The organism is Cribrihabitans marinus (assembly GCF_900109035.1).
Classification (GTDB): domain Bacteria; phylum Pseudomonadota; class Alphaproteobacteria; order Rhodobacterales; family Rhodobacteraceae; genus Cribrihabitans; species Cribrihabitans marinus.
On the sequence record NZ_FNYD01000014.1, the window covers coordinates 56,321 to 79,753 of the forward strand.

12 protein-coding genes and 1 pseudogene are annotated in these 23,433 nt (G+C 64.5%); all 13 read left to right on the forward strand.

Annotated features, from left to right (window positions below):
- Nucleotides 1-39 precede the first annotated feature (39 nt).
- Nucleotides 40-2,631 (forward strand): PD-(D/E)XK nuclease family protein, encoded by a 2,592-nt coding sequence (locus tag BMX57_RS18600; RefSeq protein ID WP_092370909.1) that lies wholly within the window; start codon nucleotides 40-42, stop codon nucleotides 2,629-2,631.
- Nucleotides 2,628-5,771 carry a UvrD-helicase domain-containing protein gene (locus tag BMX57_RS18605; protein WP_092370912.1) on the forward strand — a complete coding sequence of 1,048 codons (3,144 nt, stop codon included), beginning with the start codon at nucleotides 2,628-2,630 and terminating at the stop codon, nucleotides 5,769-5,771. Before BMX57_RS18600 ends, BMX57_RS18605 begins: the two co-directional genes overlap by 4 nt.
- Entirely contained in the window at nucleotides 5,771-6,940 is a 1,170-nt protein-coding gene (locus BMX57_RS18610; protein ID WP_092370915.1) for a DUF6361 family protein, read from the forward strand. Before BMX57_RS18605 ends, BMX57_RS18610 begins: the two co-directional genes overlap by 1 nt.
- The gene (locus tag BMX57_RS18615) at nucleotides 6,930-8,774 is read left to right on the forward strand and encodes a phospholipase D family protein (protein WP_092370918.1); all 1,845 of its coding nucleotides are present in this window, start codon (nucleotides 6,930-6,932) and stop codon (nucleotides 8,772-8,774) included. Before BMX57_RS18610 ends, BMX57_RS18615 begins: the two co-directional genes overlap by 11 nt.
- Nucleotides 8,767-11,949, forward strand: a complete 3,183-nt coding sequence (locus BMX57_RS18620) for a helicase-related protein (RefSeq protein WP_092370921.1) — start codon at nucleotides 8,767-8,769, stop codon at nucleotides 11,947-11,949. Before BMX57_RS18615 ends, BMX57_RS18620 begins: the two co-directional genes overlap by 8 nt.
- A 320-nt stretch (nucleotides 11,950-12,269) precedes the next feature.
- Nucleotides 12,270-14,330 carry a hypothetical protein gene (locus BMX57_RS18625; RefSeq protein WP_143057952.1) on the forward strand — a complete coding sequence of 687 codons (2,061 nt, stop codon included), beginning with the start codon at nucleotides 12,270-12,272 and terminating at the stop codon, nucleotides 14,328-14,330.
- Nucleotides 14,327-15,421, forward strand: coding sequence for an OmpA family protein (locus tag BMX57_RS18630; RefSeq protein WP_092370927.1), 1,095 nt, complete (start codon nucleotides 14,327-14,329; stop codon nucleotides 15,419-15,421). The genes BMX57_RS18625 and BMX57_RS18630 overlap by 4 nt, the downstream gene beginning before the upstream one ends.
- 185 nt (nucleotides 15,422-15,606) lie before the next feature.
- Entirely contained in the window at nucleotides 15,607-16,773 is a 1,167-nt protein-coding gene (locus BMX57_RS18635) for an EH signature domain-containing protein (RefSeq protein WP_229724290.1), read from the forward strand.
- Entirely contained in the window at nucleotides 16,676-19,894 is a 3,219-nt protein-coding gene (locus tag BMX57_RS18640; RefSeq protein ID WP_244892210.1) for a DEAD/DEAH box helicase, read from the forward strand. The genes BMX57_RS18635 and BMX57_RS18640 overlap by 98 nt, the downstream gene beginning before the upstream one ends.
- Before the next feature lie 24 nt (nucleotides 19,895-19,918).
- On the forward strand, nucleotides 19,919-20,788 hold the full coding sequence (locus tag BMX57_RS18645; RefSeq protein WP_092370936.1) for an ASCH domain-containing protein: 870 nt from the start codon (nucleotides 19,919-19,921) through the stop codon (nucleotides 20,786-20,788).
- A gap of 301 nt (nucleotides 20,789-21,089) precedes the next feature.
- Nucleotides 21,090-21,248, forward strand: coding sequence for a hypothetical protein (locus tag BMX57_RS20755; protein ID WP_172720990.1), 159 nt, complete (start codon nucleotides 21,090-21,092; stop codon nucleotides 21,246-21,248).
- Between the two features lie 1,260 nt (nucleotides 21,249-22,508).
- Nucleotides 22,509-23,027, forward strand: a complete 519-nt coding sequence (locus BMX57_RS18650) for a hypothetical protein (protein WP_092370938.1) — start codon at nucleotides 22,509-22,511, stop codon at nucleotides 23,025-23,027.
- A gap of 73 nt (nucleotides 23,028-23,100) precedes the next feature.
- Nucleotides 23,101-23,340, forward strand: a pseudogene (locus tag BMX57_RS18655) (IS110-like element ISMmg1 family transposase); the annotation flags it as partial.
- Nucleotides 23,341-23,433: the final 93 nt, after the last annotated feature.

Genomic DNA, 23,433 nt, shown 5'->3' on the forward strand with positions numbered 1-23,433 from the left:
CTGTAGCAGACCACCGTTAACGATTCGAAAAGATACCTCATGCGCATCGATCCCCTGCTCACCCGCTCTCCGGAATCCGGCGCGTTGCGCCCCGTCACGAATGACCTGCTGGCCGAGGTCTACCTTTCGCCGCAACGGCCCGAACTGCGCCTTGGCGATCACCTCGGCCCCGGCGCGCCCTGGTCCGAGAGTTTCGAGGCGGCGCCCGAGGAAACCGCGCGGGCGGTCGAGGCAGGGCTCTTGGCCGTAGCCCATGCAACCCCGTATCTCGACCCTTCTTATCTTTCGCCTGAGGCGCTGCCCGAGGGCCGCGCCCGCAGCCACCTGGCCGCGCTGCGCGACCTCTGGCGCGACCTCGGCGCCCTGCCGGGCCAACTGGATACCTGGCGCCACGTGCTGAACGCCAAGGCCGGCGATGCGCTCGAGGCGCTGCCGCTGGCCACCCCCGATTGCCCCTTCGCCACCCCGGCCGAGGGCGCACTTGCGGGAACCTTGCGCGCGCATCACGGAGCTGCAGAGGCACCGCCGGCATCGTCCTCCGACAAGGAGGGCAGCGCGCTGCGGCACATTCAGGATCATCTCGGGCGGCGGTCGGACGAGATAGCGCCGGACGGTTCCATCGCATGCCACGGGCTGCGCGACCCGCGCGAGGAGACTGAGTTCGCTGCCGCCCTCGCCCAGTCCATGCTGGAGGCGGGCCGAGTGGAGAGTGCATCCGAGATCGGCCTTCTGGTGCCCGACGGGCCCGCCTATGCGCTGTCTTTGCGGGAAGCCTTTGACAGGGTCGGGCTACCTCTCTCCGGACTGCCGGAACAGGACGCGCGGCGCGATACAACCGGGGAGCTTCTTCCGCTGCTGCTGGTGCTCCTGCAAGGCCCGGCGCCGCGCACCGCGCTGGCCTCACTCTACGTCGCGCCGGGGATGCCCTGGTCGCCCGAGACCGGGCGCAGAATGGCGCGCGAGGTGATCGACCGGGGCAAATCGCGCACGGCGTCGGAACTGGACGGCCCGGCCCGTGACCTGCTGGATGCCCTGCGCCCCTGCGACACGCCCGAGCAATTGTTCGGGCGGCTTGGGGCCTTTGCACGCGCCGCACCCGGGGTGGAATTGGCCCCGCGTATCGCGCCCCTGAAGACGGTCACGGACAAAACCATCGACTGGCCCCTGCTGCGCCGCCTCGCCGCGCCGGGGCCGCAAGCCGCCGAGGGGCGGGACCGGTTCGTTGAAGGTGTCTCGTTCTTTACCGAAAGCGCCCTGCCCTGGCGTCCGGTCCGCCAGCTGATCGTGCTGGGCATGGCCGGCGGGCACTGGCCCCGTCTGCCGGGATCGACCCCGTTCTTCACCGAGGGCGAGATCGCGCTGATCCGCGACAGCGGCCTGTTGCTGGAAGGCCGCCGGCAGAAACTGGCGCGCGGACTGGAACTGTTCCGCCGCCAGCTGGGTGCGGCCACAGAGGGCGTGACGCTGCTGGTGCCCGCGATGGACATGCGCGGAGACCGCCTGACGCCCTCTACCGGGCTTGCCCTGATCGCGCATATGCTGGGGGCCGAAGAGCCTGCCGACCTGGTGCAGGACCTGCGGTCGGTCGCACCCGAGGACTGGCCCGTCGCAGCCACCCTTCCCGCCCTCGTCCCGCAGGGCGGCGCACCCGATCTGCCCGAGTGCGGCGTCCTGCACATCCAGCGCGGCCTGGGCACGCCGGACAAACCCGGCGTCGATCTGCTGCGCCTGCGCGAGACCGAGGATGGCCCGCTGCCGCATTCGCCGTCGCGGCTTGAGACCCTGCTGGTCAGCCCGCTCGGCTGGCTGCTGGACGAACTCGGCGCCAAGGACCGCGCCTGGGCGCCCGAGACCCTCGACGTGATGACTCTTGGCACGCTGATGCACCAGGTGCTGGAGGATGTCTATGCCGAGGGCGCGCCGGTGCCGGATGACGCCACGCTGACCACGACGGTCCCCGGCGTGCTCGAGAGCGCGATCCGCCGTCACGCGCGCTGGTTGACTGATGCCGCCTGGGCCACGGAACGGGCCAGCCTACTGCGCGAGGCGCAGGATATCTGCACCGCCTGGGCTGGTTTCCTGCGCGACACCGGGGCCAAGGTCCTGCACAACGAGATCGAATTGAAGGGCGATCACGGCGGCCTGCTGCTGCATGGCAAGGCGGACTGCCTGCTGAAGCTGCCCGACGGGCGGATCCTCGTGGTCGACCACAAGCGCTCCAGTGCGGGCGGTCGGCGCGAGCGCATGGCCAGGGGCTGGGACCTGCAGGTGGCGCTCTACCGCGCCATGCTGGAACGGCCCTCGGAGGACACCGCGCTGACCCGGCTGGTGGCCGAGGGCGCGCAGGTCGTCACCGCCTACCACATGCTGCGCGACGGCACCGTCCTGTCGGATGCCCATGGCGTCGATGTGCCAAGGGTCGAGACGGCCGGCGCGGATGCAGCCGTGAAAGCGATGGAACACCTTGCCAAGGTCCTCGCCGAGGTTGGCGCGGGCACAATCCGCCTTAACCGTGAAGGCGACGCCAAGACCTTCGATAAGGAGCGCGGCATCAAGGCCTATGCCCTGAAAAACCCGGTGGTGGCGGCCTTTTGCCTGCCGGAAACGCAAGAAGAGGAGGACGCGCAATGACCGATCTGTCCCTCGTGCCCGCTGGTGCTGGCGCCGGCAAGACCTACCACATCCAGAAGACGTTGGGGGAATGGGTCGAGACGGGCGAGGTGTCTCCGGGCCGCATCCTTGCCGTGACCTTCACCGAGGCGGCGGCGGCCGAGATGCGCGACCGGGTGCGCGGCGAATTGATGGCGCGCGGGCGACTCGAAGACGCGCTGGAGATCGACCGCGCCTACATGGGCACGATCCACGCCCTGGGACAGCGGTTGTTGACGGAACACGCCTTCGCTGCCGGACGCTCACCCGAAAGCCGGCTCTTGAGCGAGCCGGAACGCGATCTGCTGATCCGGCTGGAGATGACCCGCTGCACCGCCTTGCACCCCTTGATGCGGGACTTGGGGCGGTTCGGTTACGCTTGGGACTTCGCCACGGGGGCCAGCGCCGAGGACAACTTTCGGGCCGATGTTCTAAGGACAGTGGACCTGATTCGCGGCCTTGGCGCGCGCGGGCAGTCGCCGGATATCCTTGAACCGGCGTTGGACGCGCTGGCCGAGGGCTATGGCGCGGTTGCGCCGGACGGCGCGACGCTCACAGCGTCGCTGCAACGTGCCGTACAGGACCTTCTGGAGGCTTTCCCCGACAGCCTCGGCCCGCTTTTCGACGGCAACGGATCGGCGGTAAAGTCCTTCTCGGACAATCACCGCGACCTTCGGCTCGCGGCGCGGGACGGCGTGCTGGCGCGGGACTGGACGCTCTGGCAGAAACTGCGCGACCTGCGGCAGTCCAAACGTGGCGCACCGACCCCCGAAGGCTATGACGACCTCGCCGCCGTTGTCATGGAGGTCGCAAATGCCCTGCCACGCCATCCCGGCCCGCTGGCCGATGCGCAGGCGCACCTGAGCGCGCTCGTGACCGGCGCGCAGGAGGTGCTGGAGGCCTACGAGGAGGCCAAGCGCAAGGCCGGGCTGATCGATTACGCCGACATGATCGCCGAGGCCGAGACTCTGCTGCGCGCCTGCCCCGACATCCTCCAAGCCGTGCTGGGCGAAATCGATTGCGTGGTGATCGACGAATTCCAGGACACCAACCCGGTGCAGTTCGCCCTGCTCTGGCGGCTGGCGCGCGGGGCGAAACGCGCGCTCATCGTGGGCGACACCAAACAGTCGATCATGGGTTTCCAGGGTGCCGACCCGCGCCTGACCGAAGCTCTGCAGGCCGCCCATCCCGAGACTGTCACACCGCTCTATCGCAACTGGCGGTCCGATCCGAGGATCATGGCGATGGTCAACACCCTCGGCCCGACACTCTTCGACAACTACAATCCTCTGGCCCCACAGCGCGCCGAAACCGGCGAGACAGCGCTGGAGGTTCTGGACCTGCCGAAAGGCCGCAAGGACACCACGGCAGAGTGTATTGCGAACCGCGTGGCCGACATCCTGAAGGCAGAAACGCCTGTCTACGACAAGGCGCTGAAGACCATGCGCCCCGCCCGACCCAGCGACGTGGCCGTGCTGACTTATACACACCAGAAGGCCAGCGCGGCGGCTGCGGCTCTGGAGGCTCACGGCCTGCCGGTGCGCATCCAACAGGACGGCTGGCTAAGCTCGCTCGCAATGCGCGCCGCCCGCGCCGCCCTGGCCTTTGCCGCCGACCCAGAGGACAGCCACGCCGCGCTGACTTGGCTGACGCTCGGCCCGCCGCGCGTGCCGCTGGAGGATGCCTTGCACAACGCCGTCGATGGGGTGCTGGGCGCACATGTCTCTCTCGCCCCCCTGCACGCGCTCAATGACGGGATCGCCACCCGCCCGGTGGGCGAGACCCTGGCCGATGTGATGCGCGTGACCAGCCTGCGCGACTGGGCCGCCGGGCTGGCGCAGCCCGCGCAGGCGCTGGCCGACCTCGCCCGGCTCGAGGGTGAGGCGCAGGAGTTCGACATTATGGCGCACGACCTGCGCGCCGCCGCTGGTTTCCATGGCGCCGGGGTGCAGGTCTTTCTGGGTTGGATCGCATCCCAGACCGCCAGGGATTGGGACCGCCATCCCGACCCGGACGGCTGGTCCTCCTCGGGCATCGAAATCTGCACCTGGCACGCCGCCAAGGGCCGCGAATGGCCGATCACCGTGGTCGCCGGACTGGACCAGAAGATCGCCGAACGCCCGGGCACTCTGCGGGCCGAGTTCGATGGCTTCGACGATCTCGACAACGTGCTGGACCATGCCGGCCTGGGCTACCTGCCAGACTTCGCCGCGCCGGAATCGCAGGAGCCTTTCACCGAAGCCCGCCGCCCCGAGGATGAACGCGACGCGGCGCGCAAGCTTTACGTCGCGCTGACTCGGGCGCGCGACCGGCTGATCCTGGTGATGCCGCGCGAGAAGTCCAAGCCGCGCGACACTGCCGAACGCATGGTCGACCTGCTGCGCGACCGCGCCGGGTTCGAGACAGCCGATTGCACGCTGACCGTCGTGAGCCAGCCCTTTGCCTCGCGGGTTGCCGAAGGCATTCCCGACGAACCGGTTTCCTCAGGGGCCGCATCGGCCGAGACCCACACCCGCTTCGGCAAGGCACGCAGCCCTCTCGCCACCAAACGCACGCCCTGGCGGCGCAGCCCCTCGACCCTTGCCGAACCGGAGCCGGCCCATGCCGTCCTACTGGAAACGGTGCGCCTGGCCGAGGGCGTCACGGAGACCAGCACCGGCAGCGCGACCGAACGCGGCACCGCCTGGCATCTCGCCTTCCGCGTGCTGGCCGCCCGACCGGACCTGACCGACCGGATCTCCGCAGCTACCGGCCTTCCCGGCCATGCGATCACTCAGATCGCCGCTCAGGCGCAGGCATTGACCAGTTGGCTGGCAGACCGGGGATATGACAGGCTGCATTTCGAATTGCCGCTGCAGGAGACCGCCTTGGACGGTTCCGAAACCAACGCCATCCTCGACTGTCTTGCCGAGGGGCCGCAGGGCCTGATGATCGTCGACCACAAGTCCGGCACCTGCCCCGACCCCACCGAACGCTTTGCCACCTACCAGCCGCAACTGGCCGCCTATGCCGCTATGGTCCGCAGGCGCTGGCCGGACAAGCCGCTGCAGGGCGTCGCCATCCACTGGATGAGCGAGGGCACGCTAAGCGTTGCGACCGCCCCGATTATGGAACCGGCCTGATGTCCTTTCTCGCATGGATCGACTTCGACCAGGCCGACCGGGATCGCACCCGCCGGATCATGGACCTCTTCGGTCAGGAAGACACCCGAGACGAGCTTGGCCTCGGTTCGGTGCGCGATGCACTTGCGGACCTCATGTTCCCCGGCACATCGACGATCCAGACGCGGTTGCGCTACATGCTGTTCGTGCCCTGGATCTACCGGATGGCCGGAACGCACAAGGGCACGGCCGCCGCTCGGCGCGAGCTGGCGCGTGCCCTTGAGATCCGTCTGATCGAGGCACTTGTGCGCGGCGGCGAGACGCAGAACGTCATCGGCAGCGCAGCACGGGAAAAGCTGAAGCGTCTGCCCAGCGACGTCTACTGGGCGGGCCTGCTGACGCTCGGCATCCGGCGCTTCCAGGGCAGTCGCAATGCCTGTCTCGAGGCGACCCCGGGCGAAGCGCAAACGCTCTGGGCCAATGGATTGCCGCCCGCGCCAGACGATTTCCTGTCATCCCCGGACAGCACGGCGACCTTTCCGCTTTCGACGGAAGAGGCCGATTTCCTGCGGGACCGGCTGGCACAGGACGCGCCGCACAGCCTGTTCACGCTCTTGTCCCGCCAGGCGAGCGCCGCCGAGTGCGACATGATCTGGCAGCATCCCTCGCGCGCTGATTGGCCCAATCACATCAGGACGCTCGTCGGTCATGCCGAGCGGTTTTCTCGTCTGATGCACAGCGCCTCCCTGCTCTACAATCTAATGCTGTCGGAGAAGGCGGCGCAGATGCAGGGGGCGCATGAGAGCAGCTGGCATGATCGGGTCGAGACCTATTCCGCGATGCTCGACACGTGGAAAGCCGAGACCCCCCATGACCTGTTCACCGATTGGGACCTTCAGGATCTTTGGCTTTTGGCGCAGGACACAATCCACGATGTCAAACCACACAGCCGCAGGTTCATAGAAACATGGCGCGAGACCGTGCTGGAAACGGGCGGAGGCGTGCGCAACGATGCTACCGCCCGCGCCCTTGTCCGCGACCGCGAAACCCGTCTGAAAGGCGCGAAGTCCCGCTTCCGCAACGACAGCGCGCTGATGCGATGGAGCGGCGCGTCGGGGACAGCGCCGCTTAACTTCCGCTGGAAACCCGTCGTTACCAATCACGTCAGGGATCTTGTGGATGCAGAATAATGCTGCGCTCGATCCCGAAAACCGCGCGCTTTACGCCGAGATCCTGCGGGCGCCTGCGGGGTATGACCTCGATGCCGCGCTGGCGACGACCTATACGCTGGACTTTGAAACGGCCCTCGTTGTCCCGGCGACGCTGGCCTTTCACGCTGCCGAAAACAGGCAAGAGACATTGGACACGCCGCTTGCGCTGCTTGAAGGGTTGGAGCGCCTGTCGTCCCGCATCGCGATCTTCTGCGAGGCCGGTCGGATCAAGTCCGTCCCCAAGGGGGCCAACCGCCTGACTGCGCTGCTCGAAGATACCGTGACGGAGGTAACAGCCCCGCGCGACGGCGCCTTTCACCCCAAGCTATGGTTCCTGCGGTTCGTTCCCATCGGCGGCCATGGGCGGCCGCGCCTGCGGCTGGCCTTGCTGTCCCGCAACCTGACGACGGACGCCTCCTGGGACCTGTCCCTGTCTCTGGACGGCGTGGCGACAGCGAACGCACGCGACCAGAACGCACCGCTTGTCGAGCTTGTCAGTGCCTTGCCCGGCATGGCCTCCGGTCGGCCCGCCCCGGCGCCCGTCGCGTCGATGGTCGCTTCCCTCGCCAAGGATCTTGCACGCGCCGAATGGGACTACCCGAGGCACGTCAACAAGATCAGCTTTGCTGTGAACGGGCTGAGCGATCGGGTCTGGCGTCCGCAGGTTGGCCGCACACTGGGCATCATTTCGCCCTTTGTCACGGATGGCGCATTGTCGGCCCTGAGCCGGGGCGTAGACCCCGCCAATGCCTGCCTCCTCGGTCGGGCCGAGGAAATGGCGCTGCTTTCCCCGGAAACGCTGGCGCGGTTCGGAAAGCGCCTTGTCCTGGACGAAATGGCCGAAACCGAGGACGGCGAGGAAAGCGATGAGCCATTGCGTGGCCCAGTCCCCACCCGGGGCCTGCATGCCAAGGCCTTCATCACGGAACGCTACAAGAGCACCGAAATCACCATGGGATCGGGCAATGCCACTACGCCGGCCCTCATCAGCGGCAACAACGTCGAGGTCTTTGCAACCCTGACTGGCTACACCGATCATCTGGGCACGATGGAAGACCAGCTATCGCCGGAGCGCCTCGGCCGCTTCTTGCGCGAGTTCGTGCCGTTTGAGCCTGTCAATACCGCGAAGGAGGACGCCGCCGAGGCGCGCCTTGAAAAACTGCGACGTGACCTCGCCGGGTCGGGTCCGATCCTGCGGTGCGAAGAAGACGACGAGGGACGCATCCTCTTGCACCTCTCGGCGCAGACGGAAATCATTATCCCCGACGGGATCGGCCTGCGGATCTGGCCCGTCGTCGTGGGTATCGAACATGGTATCGGCCTGACGGCCCTTGATGCCCGGGAACATCTGCTTGGCAGGCTGCCGCTCAGGGATGTAACGCGCTGGATCGGAGTCAGGCTGGTGGATGAATTGACCGGCCTTGAGCAATATTTCACGCTTGGATCGGATCTCGTCGACCTGCCTGACGCCCGAACCGCCGAAATCCTGCGCGCACTGATCGAGAACCAGGATGCCTTCCTGCGATACATCCGCCTGTTGCTGGGCGACGTCTCCGAGGCCGCAAAGGCCCTGTTCGCCGCAGGCAAGGGCGGTACCCTGTCTGGAGTTTTCGGAACCGGCCGGGATGCACCCATCCTCGAGGACATGGTCCGTGCGCTGACGGGCGACGGGCGACAGTTGCGCGACATCGAACGGCTTGTCACGCGGCTCAGCGACCCGCAAACCGGCCGAAGCGAGATTATCCCGAATGAATTCCTGCACCTTTGGGAGACATTTCGCGCTGTGATGCCGAAGGACCAGCGCAATGACTGACCGGTTCGTGTCCGATGACGCGTTGCGCCCCCTCAAGGCGTTCCAGCGCAAGACCGTCGACTATGTCGCCAAGCGGCTGCTGAGCGACACCGACGCGGTGCGCCACTTCCTGGTTGCCGACGAGGTGGGGCTTGGCAAGACGATGGTGGCCCGTGGCGTGATTGCGCGAACGATCGAGGCGCTACAGGACAGCGTGCCGCGCATCGACATTGTGTATATCTGCTCGAACGGAGCAATCGCGAAACAGAACGTCGCGCGTCTGAACGTGATGGGCGGCGAACGCACGCGGGTCTTGCCGACCCGCCTCACCATGCTTGCCCTGGAACTGGCCAAGGCCGGCGGGATCAAGCGCGAGGGGGTCAACTTCTTCAGCTTGACACCAGGCACCTCGCTGGACCTGAAACAGGGCGGCGGCATGAAGCAGGAACGTGCGCTCATCCTGCGTCTGATCTGGAACATGCTGGACGATCGCCGCGCCGTGGCCAGGATGCTGCAAGGCTATGCCGGCGCGGCGGGATGGCGGCAGACGCGCGCCTGGATCGACCAGCAGCCGGTCGAGCCACAGATCGCGGCAAGGTTCGAGAATGCCGTCGCCGCCCGCCCCGATCTGCTGCAAGAGCTTGAAGCCTGCGCGCAATGCTACAAGGGGCTGCGTAGGAACGACACCGATCTGAACAGGCGCCGGGAAGGCATCGTCGGCCAGCTGCGCACCATTCTCGCTCGCGAAAGCGCAGAGGCTCTGGAGCCCGACCTGATCGTTCTTGACGAATTCCAGCGCTTCACCGAGCTTTTGCACGGCGAAGGCGAGGCTGCCGATCTTGCGCGTAAGCTCTTTGACGCCATCGACCCCGACGGCAACCAGTCCAAGGTCCTTCTGCTGTCGGCAACACCCTATCGGATGCTCTCCCTGCGTGACGACGAGGCCGACGCCGGCGATCATTACCGCGAGTTCCTGGACGTCCTGAGTTTTCTGTTCGGCCACCGGGGGCCATCGGTCCGCGCCGAGCTTGAGACGGAAATGCGCCGCTACCGGCTGGCCATGCAGGGCCTGCCCGCCAGTTTCGACGACGCCTGCGCGATCAAGACCGGGATCGAAGATACCCTGCGCAGCGTAATTGCCCGGACGGAACGCGTGGCCGAAACAGCGGACCGCGACGCCATGATGCGCGATGTCGATGTGCCTGTGACCGTGGAACCGGCCGACTTAATCGAAGCCCGCGCGGTGGCCCGTGTCGCCGATGCCGCGGATGCGCCCGGCACGGTGGAATACTGGAAATCGGCACCCTATCTGCTCAGCTTCCTGCGCGACTACAAGCTTGGACAGCGCCTCGATCACCTCAAGGATGCCCCGGGCAAGGCCTTGCTGGCCGCGATCCGGGACGCGGGGTCGGCCCAGATAAACATGGATTCCATCGAATCCTATCGCCCCATTCCAGAAAACAACGGCCGCATGCGCGCGCTGAAGGAGATCGCCTTTCGGGACGACATGGCCAAACGGCTCTGGATGCCGCCCAGCCTGCCCTATTTCGGGCCGCGCGTCACGGCGAGCAAGATGCTGATCTTTTCCCAATGGGCGATGGTGCCGGACGCCATCGCCGCGCTGCTCTCCTATGACAGCGAGCGGATGATGGGGATGGGACGGACCGGGCGGAGCTACACCGCGCGGCATCCGCAATTGCTGAACTTCCGGCGCAACAGGGATCGCCTGACGGGCTTGCGCGCCCTGCCCCTCGTCATTCCGTCTCCAACGCTTGCCTCCACGGTCGATCCGCTTGAAATCTTTCGATCCTCGGGGCCGCTGCCAGACGCGTCAGCCATGCGCAAACACGCCATCGATCGGCTGCAAGACTTGGCGTCATCGCTTGAGGGCCGCCTTCGTGCAGTTCAGCGTGGAGGCTTCACCGCTCATATGGGCGACGGCGAAACGGAAACAGACGACGAAAACCTTGAACGGGCGTTGACCTGGGACTGGGCCTGTGCCGCCGCGCTGGATGTCCGTTCGGAGACGTTCGCCACATGGCTGGCAACTGGCGACATTTTGACCGACATCGTGCGGGCGGACGGTCAGGACGCGTGGCACGATCACCTTAACGCGCTCAGCGCAGCGGCCCGAGCCGACACGTTGCATGGGCAACCGGACCGGGATCGCCTGGTGGACCACGTGGCGGACCTCGCCCTTGGCAGCCCAGCCACCTGCGCGCTGCGCGCCCTTCGGCGCGTGGTGCCCACCCTTGACCTGGACCATCCCGCTATGCTGAACGCGGCGACCCGGATCGGCATGGCCTTTCGGGGCCTTTTCAACCAGCCGGAGAGCCTGGCTCTGTTGCGGACCGGAACCGATGACGTCTACTGGCAAACGGTCCTCCATCATTGCGCAGAGCATGACCTGCAATCGGTTCTCGACGAATACCTGCACGTCCTGATGGAGGCCGAGGGGCTGATGGACGCCGAACCGGCCTATGCCGTTGCTGTTCTGGCGGAGACCGTCGATGACGCCCTGTCCCTCAAGCCCGCACAGATCGAAATCAAGCGCTATCGGGCGCACCGCGATCGCCTGGAGATCACCCCGGGTGTGCGGATGCGTGGCCGGTTTGCGACGCGCCTGCTGCAACAGGGCCAGGAGGACGGCGCGCAGCGGACAGACACGGTTCGCACCGCCTTCAACTCGCCGTTCCGGCCGTTTGTGTTGGCATCCACCTCCGTCGGGCAGGAAGGGCTCGACTTTCATCCCTATTGCCACAGGCTGGTGCATTGGAACCTGCCCTCGAACCCGGTGGACCTGGAACAGCGCGAAGGCCGTGTCCACCGCTACAAGAACCATGCTGTCAGGCTGAACCTTGCCGCGAGGTTCGAGCACACCCTCCGGAGCAGGGCGCCCGTAGGGGATCCGTGGCGCAGTATGTTTCATACGGCGCACGATCAAGCCGTTCGACCCGGAGACATGGAACCCTTCTGGCTCCTCGATGGCCCGACCGGCATCGAGCGCTTCGCACTTTCGCTCCCCTACAGCCGCGAAACCGCGCTCCTCGGGTGGCTCAAAAGGTCCGTTGCGCTGTATCGCCTGGCGTTCGGCCAGCCGCGCCAAGATGATCTGATCTCGTTCCTTGAAGGCTTGGACAGGTCAGTAGAACACATTGATCTGTCCGAACTACAAATTAGCCTGAGGCCAGTCTGAACGGTGCTCAGTAATCCATTTCAACTATATCGCACAGACGGCGTTCAACCCGCAGTTACCCTTTTTCCGACAGGACGCATGCCCTGGTGCCGTCAAGCGAAGGAGCCGAAAAGCGGGCATCCGGTCTTTAGAGGGGCTGGAAATTTCTGCATCCTGCCCACCCGGACAAATCACCCTAATCTGTCCCAATGTTGCAGAAGCCGAACATGGGCGAAGATACTCTCGAGAGCGAGAGCTTACGAGCTTGCAGGGTGTGAACGAACCCAATTAGGGTCGCGTCACTCGTCCTTGCAAATACGTGAAGTGTTCAGGAGTTCTAATTGCTAAACGAATTCGGCGAGCTGTCTGGCCTCTACCTTAAAGATGGTATCATAGCCCTGGCGGAAGCATTGACTTTGTCGGATAGTCGGCCTGGTCAGATTGCAGGCATCTTGGCATTGATGACCATTTTTCTCGCGGTGTGGTATCTAATTAGGACACGACGCCAACTGAATGCAGTTCAATTTCTGGACAAAAAAATCCGGACCTACCCGGACATTCGTTCCTTCGCGGAAGGTCACGACGAACTCATTCATGAACTACGGTCCAGTTTCCCGAAGAAAGGCCCGCGAGAAACCGTCTGGGAAGCCTTTGACGAATTCAACGAGACTGTCGTGCGAGATGACATCGATGGGCCGCCTACCATTCGAAACTCGATCCGGCCGGCCTCGTTCCTCAACGTCGAAGATCTCGGTTTCGGTCCCGGCTTCTTCCGAATCCTTCCCAACACCCTGGTCTCGGCCGGGCTGCTGCTGACTTTCCTGGGCCTCGTCGCGGCGCTGCACCAATTCTCGCAATCAATGGACGTCGGGGCCGACGGCATGGATGGAGCGATGCGGGATTTCATGCAGATCGCTTCGGCCAAGTTCGTCATGTCGTTGGTCGGCTTGTTCTGCTCGATCCTTTTCACCTTCCTCCTCAGGACCCGGCAGAACAAGCTTGATGCCGCCATTCATCGCCTTTGCATCGGGATCGAGCGGCGCCTCGTCTTCGTCAGTCTCGAGGACATCGGGTTTCGCCAGCTTCGCGCCGCGACCGAGCAGCGCGAGCACCTGCGCGAGATCGGCATGGGCATGGTCGCGGAGCTTCAGAAACCGCTGGAGGCCCTGCCAGACCGGATCACCGGCGCCATCGCCGACAAGATGGACCCGATCTTTGACCGCGTCACCTCGATGGGGACGAGCAGCGTGGAAGGTCTGGTCGGCAACCTGTCTGACCAGCTGTCGCACTCCGTCGGCAATGCCCTTACCCGCGCCAGCGAGTCGCTGGGCGAGGCGACGGACCGGATCGGCCTCATGGTTGATCGGATGAACACGACGAACGCGCAGGCCGGGGATGGGATGCGCGAAGCCCTCGATCAGATGGCGCGGGCCATCTCCGAGATGCGCAACGAGGTGGCGACGAGCGGTCGAACTGCCTCCGAAGCGATGAACGAGGGCGCAGACAGGCTCCTGTCGGTCATGAACGACACCCTGGAGGGCATCCGGGAGAACACCGGCGAGGGGGCCCAGGCCATGCGAACCGCGGCAGAGGAGATGCGCGCGGCCGCGGAAGGTTTCCGCGACACGCTGGCCAGCGCCAGCGAGGAAAGCAGCCAGGCTGCGCGGGAGCGGATGGCGCAAAGCAGCGCTGAGGCGGGTCATGCGATCGAGGGCGCCGGCAAGACGCTGCTCGAGAGCTTCAACCGGACGAGTGCCGATATTGCCAAGCTCGGCACCGACATGGGCAGCACCATCGGAGAGGAATTGCTGGGCCGGCTGGAAGTGATCGGCCTCCGCCTCGAGGCGATGGCCGAAGCGGTCCAGCGCGGGGCATCTGGCGCCCAGAGCGCGGCGCAGGGGCTGCACACCGGGGCTGACGCCATCCACGGCGCGTCCGAAGGGTTCCGCACCGCCAGCCAGAACCTCACGGCAGCAGCCGAACCGCTGCGCGCCTCCCACGAACGCATCGAGGCCACCCTGCGCCGGGTCGGGGATCTGGTCGGAACCGTGTCCGAGACCTTAATGCAGAATTCGGCTTCGGTCTCCGAGAACGCGGCGCATGTGCTGGAGACAGCCCAGACCGCGCTCGGTAACGAGCGCGAAGGCATCCGCCGCTCGCTCGAAGCCACCCACGCCGCCATGGCGCAGCTGTCCAGCGAGGCCGAGAAGCTTGACCAGATCGACGCGATGCTTGGCCGGGCCCTGACCGAATACAACGCCAAGCTGGAAGCCGCCCTCGGCACCGCGCAGGATCATGTGAAGGAGATGAGCGACACCCTCGACCCCGGCCTCCAGACGCTTAGAAGCGTGGTTGAGCAGGCCGAGGCGTTCCTGCCTGCGCAGGCACGGGGGCGTGCATGAGGGCGCAGGCGAAGCGGCTGCGCCACGAGGAGGAGGAAGAGAGCGCCTTCATCTCGATGACCGACATGACGGTCGGCTTCCTATTCATAATGATGATCCTGCTCGCCTTCTTTGCCAGCCAGATGCAGGAGCCCGACGCCGTCTCGCGGTCGGACTACGACCGGGTCATCGCGGAGCGGGACATGTGGCAGGAACGGGCCCAGAGTCGTGCCGAAGTCATCCTGCGGCTCGAGGCCGAGATCGAGGCGCTGAAGCAGCAACGCGAACGGCTGCAGGCTGAAGTCAACGACCTGAACACGGCGCTCGAGGTCCAGAGGGCGAAAGTGACCGAACTGACCTCGGAGCTTGAAGCGGCACGCACCCGGATCGCGGACCTCGAGGCGCGCATCCGAGAGCTTCTGCAACAGGTCGCCGAACGGGACGAGCAGATCGAGGACCTCCGCCGGCAGCTTGCGGAGCTGCAGAAGATCGACCCGTTGGAGGCCTACCTCGCGCAGGTGTCCCAGGCCCGACGCGAGGTCCTACAGCGTCTTCGCGACGCGATCAGGGCCGACTTCCCCGATCTTCAGGTCGAACTGAGCGAGGAATCCGACGCGCTACGGTTCCAGGGCGAAGGACTATTCGCCTCCGGCAGGTCCGACCTGGCCCGGGATCGGCGCGAGATCGTCGCCCGGCTGGCCCAGCGTCTGGACGAGGTGCTGCCCTGCTTCACGCTGGGCGAGGCCTCGCTTTTCGACCCGGACTGCAATCCCGGCTTTGTCATGATCGAGGCGGTCCAGATCGAAGGCCACACCGATGACGTCGGAACCGACCGGGTGAATCGCAACCTGTCCGCCGCCCGCGCGAACAGCACCTTCTTCGCCATGACGCAGGCCGCCGAGCAAGTCATGCAGCATCAGAACCTCAAGCGGCAGCCGGTGCTCTCGGTGGCCGCCTACGGGCCGGACCGCCCCGTTGCCTCGAACGAGACGCCCGAGGGCCGCGCCACCAATCGCCGGATCGACCTGCGGTTCATCATGGTGACCCCGCAGGATACGGACGGGATTGAGGTTATCCGCGAGGCGTTGGAGAGCGTCGAGGACCAACGATGACTGGCGCGGGCCCAACCTCGCCGGACAGCCGGCCGCGGGAGTCGACACGTGCGATGTTGAACCGAGGCCGACCCTTTCGGGTCCGGGCCCTCCCGTCCCTCAAACAGGTCAGCCGGTCGGTCGCGGAAATCCTGACCCGTTGGCCCGATGCCGTCCGCACGCCAGAGGACCGTGACCGAGAGAGATTGGCCAAGGAGATGTTGCGAAGGGTTTCGGAGTGGGACTGGACGAATATCACTACGCAGCGTGTCAATTCGGCGGCAGTAGCGGTCTTCGACGAAGAGCGACGGTCGCGCCAGGATCTCTTTCCCGTCCGGGAATTCTACCTCACAGAAATCGCGACGCGAGAGCCCGGCGCCTTTCTCGACGGGATGGTCGGCGTCTACATCGAAAGCTTCGCGCCGGGGCGGGATCACACACGGCACCTTGCCAAGGCGCTGGCTGAACGAAGCGACGACCTTGGCGCTCGACATCGCAAGCTCATGGCCGCCCTGCCCGAGCTGTTCCGCCCGGATGCCGTGCCCATTGCCCTGGCCCGCATCATGCGAGACGCTGACGACGCCTACGCGCACCTGAAGGCCATTGGCCTCCACAGCCCCCATACCTCGGGCCTTGCCAAGGCGGCGCAGAAGACTTTCGTCGAACGCCTCGCTCCCAACCTCGACAAAGCCGAGGCCCGTCGGAAGCTCTTCAACTGGCTGACTCCCGAAAACGGACCCGTTCTTCAGGCTGGCGCCGGTCCCGCCGTGGAAGCGCTGCTGGCCCCGTGGCGCGAACGCAACCCGCCTGACTCGCTGCGCAACGAACTGAGCGAGGCGATAATTAAGGCCTGGAATGATCCCCGCCTGCATGCGGGTGGCATCTGGTCGGGTTTCGACAACGGATTGCGCGCCGTTCTGCTGCGCTGGCTGACCCATCAGGACATGAAATTCTTCTGCGACATGGTCACCGCCACGCAGAATAGCCCCATGTGGCCGCCACGCCGGGACTTCTGGCTGAAGCTCTATCACGACAGGATGATCGACGAAGCCTGGGTCGCTTTTGGATCGGACGCTCGGCGCTATGCGCAGCAGAACCTTCTGCGCGGGGGCAAGACGGACATGAACCGCCGTTTCGGACGCCAACTGGATCGCGGAGGCAGCACCTCGCTGCTGATCATGCGCATCGGCAACAAGATCGTCGTGGACGGCTGCCACAGCTACAAGACCCACATCTTCCGCGCGGACGACCGAAGGGCTCCCAAGCTCTACGAGCGTGAATACTACTGCGACGACATCATGCGGGCTTCGCCCAACTCGAAACCGCACAATTCCATTCCCAGCTGGTCCCAGTGGGTTTTGCAGCATGTCTGAGACAAAACCCGTCCACAGCATCACGGGCGACGCCATCGAGATCCGCTTCCCGCCGGCAAAGCAGGGTCTGCTCTCCAAGTTGATGGCCAAGCAAGCGGCCCGGAGTTTTACCGCGCTGGCACCGGAAGACCGGGACCTGCTCTTTGCCATAGGCGACCTGCGGGCCTGGGGCGACACCCATCCGGATGAGGTGACTGTCGCACCGGATCACCTGCGCATCTCCCATGACGCGGCCGCCAGCCTGTCCGCCCCAGCGGCCGAAGCCCTTGGCCTGCCCCGCGCCATCGACCTTGTGCTGAAGACCGATGTGACCGGCGTGCTCGGCAGTGCGGACTTCCGGCTTCACTACGAATGGTCTCGCCATGGCCGACGGGAGCATCCAAGGCGCAGCGGTGCGATCCTGCAAACCGCCGATGGTCCGCGACGGCTGCCGCTCTGGATGAAGCGGGCGCTGGACCTTGCCGACACCTTCGATGCCACGCGTCCGGTTGAGGATCACTGGAGAGCCCTCGCCGAATTCCGCCGCGCGATCGAGCCGGAGGACGTGATCAACCCCGAGATGCCCGCCAATCGCGAGATGGCGCAGCTATCGATGACCGCCTTTCTGCGCGGTCTGGAGGTGCGAATCGCTGACCGGTTCTCGATCACCCCGGATGCCTCGATGGGACAGTTTGAGATCTTGCCCTATTCCTCCGAACGGCTGGATGGCGCCGGTATCAGCGACGACGAAATCTCTGAACGGGACGCGGAACTCGATGGCGAGGCGCTGGCCGTGTTCCAGCACCGCCTGCACGCGCGCGGGCCGCGGCCCGCATTCCAGCTGGGAAACAATTCCTATTTGGTAATCGACCGCGGCGCAGCGCCGGTGCTTGAAGAACTGGCCCGCGCCCAGAATGCCCCGCGCGCGGAACGGCAGGCCTTCATCAAGAACCCGCGCAGTTTCATCACCGAGGCGGTGAACCGGCACTTGCAGGACACAGGCGCCCTGGACGGGCTCGACCCCGCCGAGCAGGAGGAGATGGTCGAGGCGATCGCCGGGCCGGGGCTTGTGGAAACCCGAGAATATTCGGAGCGGGTGACGGGGGTGGTCATCTTCGAACGCCCCAAGGATCCGATCCAGGGCAGCGGCACCACGTGGCTGCCCGAGGCCTTCGCACAGCACCTTGTCGATGCGATCCAGGCCATGCCCGACGCGCAGTTGCGAAGCCTCCGGCAGCACATGGCCACCGTTCTCGAAACGGGTGGCGACACGCCGGCCGAGATCGATGGCGAAAGCGTCGAGGTCACCCCGGCCCGTCTGGCCGCCGTCGAGGGAGAAATCGAGCGGCGGGAAAGGCTGGAAGGCGCAGGCGAACCAGAGGAGGAACCCGAGCAGACTGCAGAAGCGGATGGCCCGATCATCCTCAACACGCTCGACAATTACGAAGACCTGTCCTGGGAGGCGCAATTCACCCCCCGGGTGCCCACTATCGCCCCCACCCTGCCAGGGGCGGTCCGCACGCCGCTTCACCAGCACCAGCTCGCAAGCTTCGACTGGGCACTGGCGGCTTGGCAGGCGGGCCTTCCCGGCGTCCTCAACGCCGACGAACAGGGTCTCGGCAAGACATTGCAAACCATCGCCTTCCTGACCTGGCTCAAGGAGCACATGAAGCAGCCCGCCGCGGCGAACCGCGGCCCGATCCTGATCGTCGCGCCGACCTCGCTGCTGCGGAACTGGGAGCAGGAGGTGGAGAGCCACGTGGAAGGACGCGGCTTCGGCACGCTCATCCGGCTCTACGGCGGCTCCCTCGGCTCCCAGAAGCGCAGCAACGCCCGGGGGACGGAAACCGAGACGGGCCTGCCGCAGCTCGACCTCGACTGGCTGGACGAGGCCTTCGAGGACGGACGCGCGCATCGCTACTGGCTTTTGACCACCTACACGACGTTGGCCAACTATCAGCACTCCCTCGGGAGTGTGCCGTTTTCGGCGATGGTTATGGACGAGATCCAGAACATCAAGAACCGCAACACCTTGGCCTCGCGGGCTGTCGAGGCGATGAACGCAGACTTCCGGCTCGGTCTGACCGGCACCCCGATTGAGAACGCGGCCATCGACCTCTGGACGATCATGGACCGCATCGCCCCCGGGTGCCTCGGCTCGGGGACAGAGTTCCGCGAGCGCTATGCCGTGCCGGATACCGAGACCATGACTGATCTCCATGCCCGCGTGTTCCGGCCGCGCGGGCAGAGGCCCCCTCTTGGTCTGCGCCGCCTGAAGGACGAGGTCGCCCGCGACTTGCCAAGGAAGCGGCGGTTCCTCCACCCGCGCCTGATGCCGAAGGTGCAGGCCGACGCCTACGATCTTGCGCAGGTGAAGCTGGCCAATGGCGGGCCCGGCGCTGCCCTCAAGATGCTGCACCATATCCGCTCGGTCTCGGTCCATCCCGGAGATACCGGGCCGACACCGCCGGACCAATTCATCGCGAAAAGCGCCCGGCTCGGGGCGGTCATCGACGTCTTGCACCGCATCCGTGAGGCGGGCGAACGGGTGCTGGTCTTCATTGAGCATCGCGACATGCAGTTCCGCTTTGCCGAGATCATGCGCCACATGTTCGGGCTCGACCGGATCGACGTGATCAACGGCGACACGCCGATCCCGCGACGGCAGGAGATCGTCAACCGCTTCCAGCGGCACCTTGCCGCTGATGGCGGCTTCGACATGCTGATCCTTGGCCCCAAGGCCGCGGGCACCGGCCTGACCCTGACGGCGGCGACCCACGTGATCCACCTGTCACGCTGGTGGAATCCGGCCGTGGAGGAACAGTGCAACGACCGCGTCCACCGCATCGGCCAGACGCGGCCGGTCTCTGTGCATATCCCGATGGCACTTCACCCTGAATTGGGGGCACAGAGCTTCGATGGCCTGCTTCAAAGCCTCATGCAGCGCAAGCGTCGGCTGGCTGAAAAGGCGCTCTGGCCGATGGGTGACAGCAAGTCCGATGTTACAGGCCTGACCGAGGCAGTAGCCTCGCAACAACGCGGTCAACATGGGGTGATATCCGAAATAATGGCCGAACAATTTCGGCGCGACGGTATCGCGCCCGTCTCCCCCCTCGCCGATGGCTCCTACGAGCTTCCGTGAGCAGGACATCAAGGAAGACCTCAGATGACCGTAACGCGCGGCCTGATCATCGCTGATCCTTGGATCGGGCATATACTCGACGGCCGGAAAGACTGGGAAATGCGTTCACAAGCGACGTCGGTTCGCGGCTGGTTCGGCCTCATCCGAAAGGGAAGTGGCACCGTCGTGGGGCTCGCCCGGCTCGTGGACTGCGGCAGGGCTCTGGATCAGGCCGAGATGATCGCAAATTTCGATCACCACCGCATCCCCGTTGACATGATCCGCCGTGGCGAAATCGCGAAGTGGGTTGTGCCCTGGAAGCTGGCGAACGTCATTTCGCTCGCGCGTCCCGTCCAGTACGAACACAAAGCCGGTGCTGTCACTTGGGTCACCCTCTCGCCTGACGTCAGCCAGAAACTTTCGGGCTACATCGCGCTCCAGGACCAGTCGAACGACATGCTGCCGCCCCCGAGCCGCTCGATAGACCACTCCAAGCCTCTGTCGACCGCCTCCGACCAGGCAGGCGATGCTGTTCGTCGCACCGCGGCAGGGGCTGGAAAGGCCTCACAATTGCCGGAGGGCAAGCACAAGGTTCTTGGGCAGAGCGTCCTGAGCGGCGGAAACATCCGCAACAACCACATTAAGCTGTCACCCCTCATGCATGCATTTCCTCGAGAGGTGATTGGGGGCTCCAACAAGGCGGAGGCCGCACCGCGCGATCTAACAATCGATTGGGGCGGCCCCGAAACTGCCAAGACAGACATCGACGGGACGAAGTCGATCTTTCGCGCCAGGGGATGGGTCCGACGTTTCTTCGCGACATCCGGAGCGAGAGAGAACGACGTTGTCATCTTCACCGAAACGGGTCCGTATCGTATCAGCGTGCGTCTCGAACGACGTAAGCCGGAGCTGTGAGCCGGCAAACGTCAGAGCAGACGCCCCTCTACGAGATCCGCGTAGGCCCATCTTGCCTGCGAGGCTTCGCGCAGAGCCACGCGGCCTCGCGGGTGCCGCGCAGTAATAAAAGAAGTTCAATTGCCCGCGTTCCCGCGACGTAGAGGTTCCGGGCTTCTTCAGCCATGGCCTGATCGACCTCGTCGCTGCCCATTGGGCACGCTGCGGAGGAAGGCATGACCATCACCTTGTCAAACTCGGGTCCCTTACCTCGATAGAAGGACGCGCACTGCCAGCGTCAGCGTGGCAGGAGGGGATCTGCGTGGCGCTCACCCTTTGGGCAGCGTTCGCCCGCGTCAACCGGTATCGGCTTCAAACCAAGGGTATGCTCGACGATTTCAAGGGCATCCCGTCGGCCATCTTGCAGGACCCCGAAACACTCGGTCGAATCGATGATCTTCATCAGCTGCTTCGGCGATAGTTCGATGCCGAGATAAACCGCTCTTCTGCCTATGGCCCATGTGGTGTCGATGACGCGTCCAGACGAGCGGCAGAGGTTCCAGGCATGTGGGAACGGAAGCGCACCCAATTCAACATCCCACCCGTATCCTTCGCAGTAGGGAAGTCCATGCGAAAGGCTCAACTGCCAAGCGTTTCGAAAGCACTGTCCTTGAGGCCCTCTCTTCATGTCTGGCGGAAGAGCACTGCCCACCCAACGCCTCCCGTTCCTTCGCAGGTAGCCTGCGAGAGGCAGAATTCCGTAGGGACCGGCAAAAGTCTGGTCGATTAGGTCGCAGTGAACAGTGCTCTTCATGTCGTGTCTCCTGTCTGATGCTCAGGAGATTGATCTCAGACCTCAAAATGAAAAATGCAGATCGGGGCTAATGCTCTTCCTCGGTGTATGGTGGACCTTGAGCCGCCGACCCTTGCTGCGCGCGTTCGTGAGTGGCTTCTTCAGGGAAACTGCGCCGCCACGACGAGCATCTCGACCGTAGGAACCGAGATGGGTCGAGCGGCGGACCGGCCGAACCCTATCTATCAATCGCCTGTTTGGCGGCTCATCGAGACGTCGACCCATGACTGGAAACCGTCGTTCTGTTCCTCTCAGCCGCTTGCGCGGCGGCGGTGTTCGGCCGGAGCGAAGAAAGAGATGAGACTGACTGGCGAACTGGCAATATATCACAACCTTGAAATCAACATATGAACGTCTCGCCGGCGACGGAGCTGGCGGACCTTGCCTTCGCCAAAAAATCTGAGCGGGCAAAGTGCATCCACAGTCTACCAATCCTCGCGGCGGTTAGTGCTTGATCTGGTGCCCGGAGTACGCCACGACTCCGGGCACATCTTGGAGTCTTTCCGGAACCGGTGCACTGCCGCGTCGGAAATTCCTTTGGAATCAAGGGGACTTGGCTGCGCGGAGGGGCCCCTACCGCCGGAGCCAAAGATTTCAAGGACTTAGCGATCATCCGCTAAGTCCTTTTTCTTTTCGAGTACAGAATAGACACAGTAAACACGGCTCGGATTGATTTCAGGGTATCGTGTAGCTAGAGGATAGGCGGTCGACCTTCCGATTGGATTCTCCTTCCAGGCTGGTTTTGTTACGGTATTTCCTGCCTCCTACGCGACCAGTTTTTGCTTCCACGGTGGGTGAGCCCAATCGGCAGTTTTGTCTTGGAGAATCGGAGCCGAACGCCCACACTGCACCCCAACATTAAGTGGGTATATCGAGGCGTGAAACAAAATGTGGAGCTGGGACCAAGGAAGGCTTGACTACTTCCAGTTTGACAACCTGAAGAAGATTGCTCGCTTCGCCTTGAAGCACGACCTCCGGTCAGAAGACCATGACGCGCTCGTTGGCGCTGTCGGGCTGCCCTTCTCGCCCAAGCAAGCGGCCTACAAGCCATGGCGCAACTACGCACGGACCTTCAAGAGCATGGGGCTGGTATACCAAAACGGTGCAGTTGCCGAGCCCACGGTCATCGCAACGCTCCTCGCAGACGACGGCAGCATTACGACAGACGAGTATTTCCACTTCCTCGCTGAATACACTTCATCACCGTCTCCGGCTCTCCAGGGCTGGGACAACACGGCTGATCTGCGATACCCACTAATCTTCGCACTCAAGTTTCTGCTGGCGAAGGCGGCTAAGGGATTGGAGCAAACAACCCTCTCGGAAATTGGTTCTGCCTACGATGCCAGCGGCTTCACCGGAGAGGAAGATGCAACGGCGTTTGAAGCGCTGGTCGTGTCCACGACTTAAGCTAATGGGATGAACTGCCTTCCCACCAACCCGCTGCTACCGTGGCGGGCATAGGTGGAGAGAGGAGCATCTGATGGACATCAAGGTTCTGGGCATTGACCTGGGCAAGACCGTTTGCAGTCTTGCCGGGCTGAATGAAGAGGGAGCGGTCGTGTTTCGCAAACGGCTCCAGCGGTATCGGCTGCTGGACTTTCTTGATACGCTTCCGCGCTGCGTCGTTGCAATGGAAGCCTGCGGCGGGGCGCATCACATCGGGCGATTTTGTCTTCAGAACGGGCATGAGCCTCGGCTGATGTCGCCACTCTATGTCCGTAAGCGCCTCGCCGATCCCCTCCTGCCGCTCTGAGGCTGTCTGTGCGAGTCCTGCTGTCGAGATTAGGCAGAGGACTGGACGGCAAAATGGACG

What these genes read in the sequence shown, in the direction of transcription:
- BMX57_RS18600 (WP_092370909.1), top strand. Translation starts at nt 40, where the DNA reads ATGCGCATCGATCCCCTGCTCACCCGCTCTCCGGAATCCGGCGCGTTG.
- BMX57_RS18605 (WP_092370912.1), top strand. Translation starts at nt 2,628, where the DNA reads ATGACCGATCTGTCCCTCGTGCCCGCTGGTGCTGGCGCCGGCAAGACC.
- BMX57_RS18610 (WP_092370915.1), top strand. Translation starts at nt 5,771, where the DNA reads ATGTCCTTTCTCGCATGGATCGACTTCGACCAGGCCGACCGGGATCGC.
- BMX57_RS18615 (WP_092370918.1), top strand. Translation starts at nt 6,930, where the DNA reads ATGCAGAATAATGCTGCGCTCGATCCCGAAAACCGCGCGCTTTACGCC.
- BMX57_RS18620 (WP_092370921.1), top strand. Translation starts at nt 8,767, where the DNA reads ATGACTGACCGGTTCGTGTCCGATGACGCGTTGCGCCCCCTCAAGGCG.
- BMX57_RS18630 (WP_092370927.1), top strand. Translation starts at nt 14,327, where the DNA reads ATGAGGGCGCAGGCGAAGCGGCTGCGCCACGAGGAGGAGGAAGAGAGC.
- BMX57_RS18645 (WP_092370936.1), top strand. Translation starts at nt 19,919, where the DNA reads ATGACCGTAACGCGCGGCCTGATCATCGCTGATCCTTGGATCGGGCAT.
- BMX57_RS18650 (WP_092370938.1), top strand. Translation starts at nt 22,509, where the DNA reads ATGTGGAGCTGGGACCAAGGAAGGCTTGACTACTTCCAGTTTGACAAC.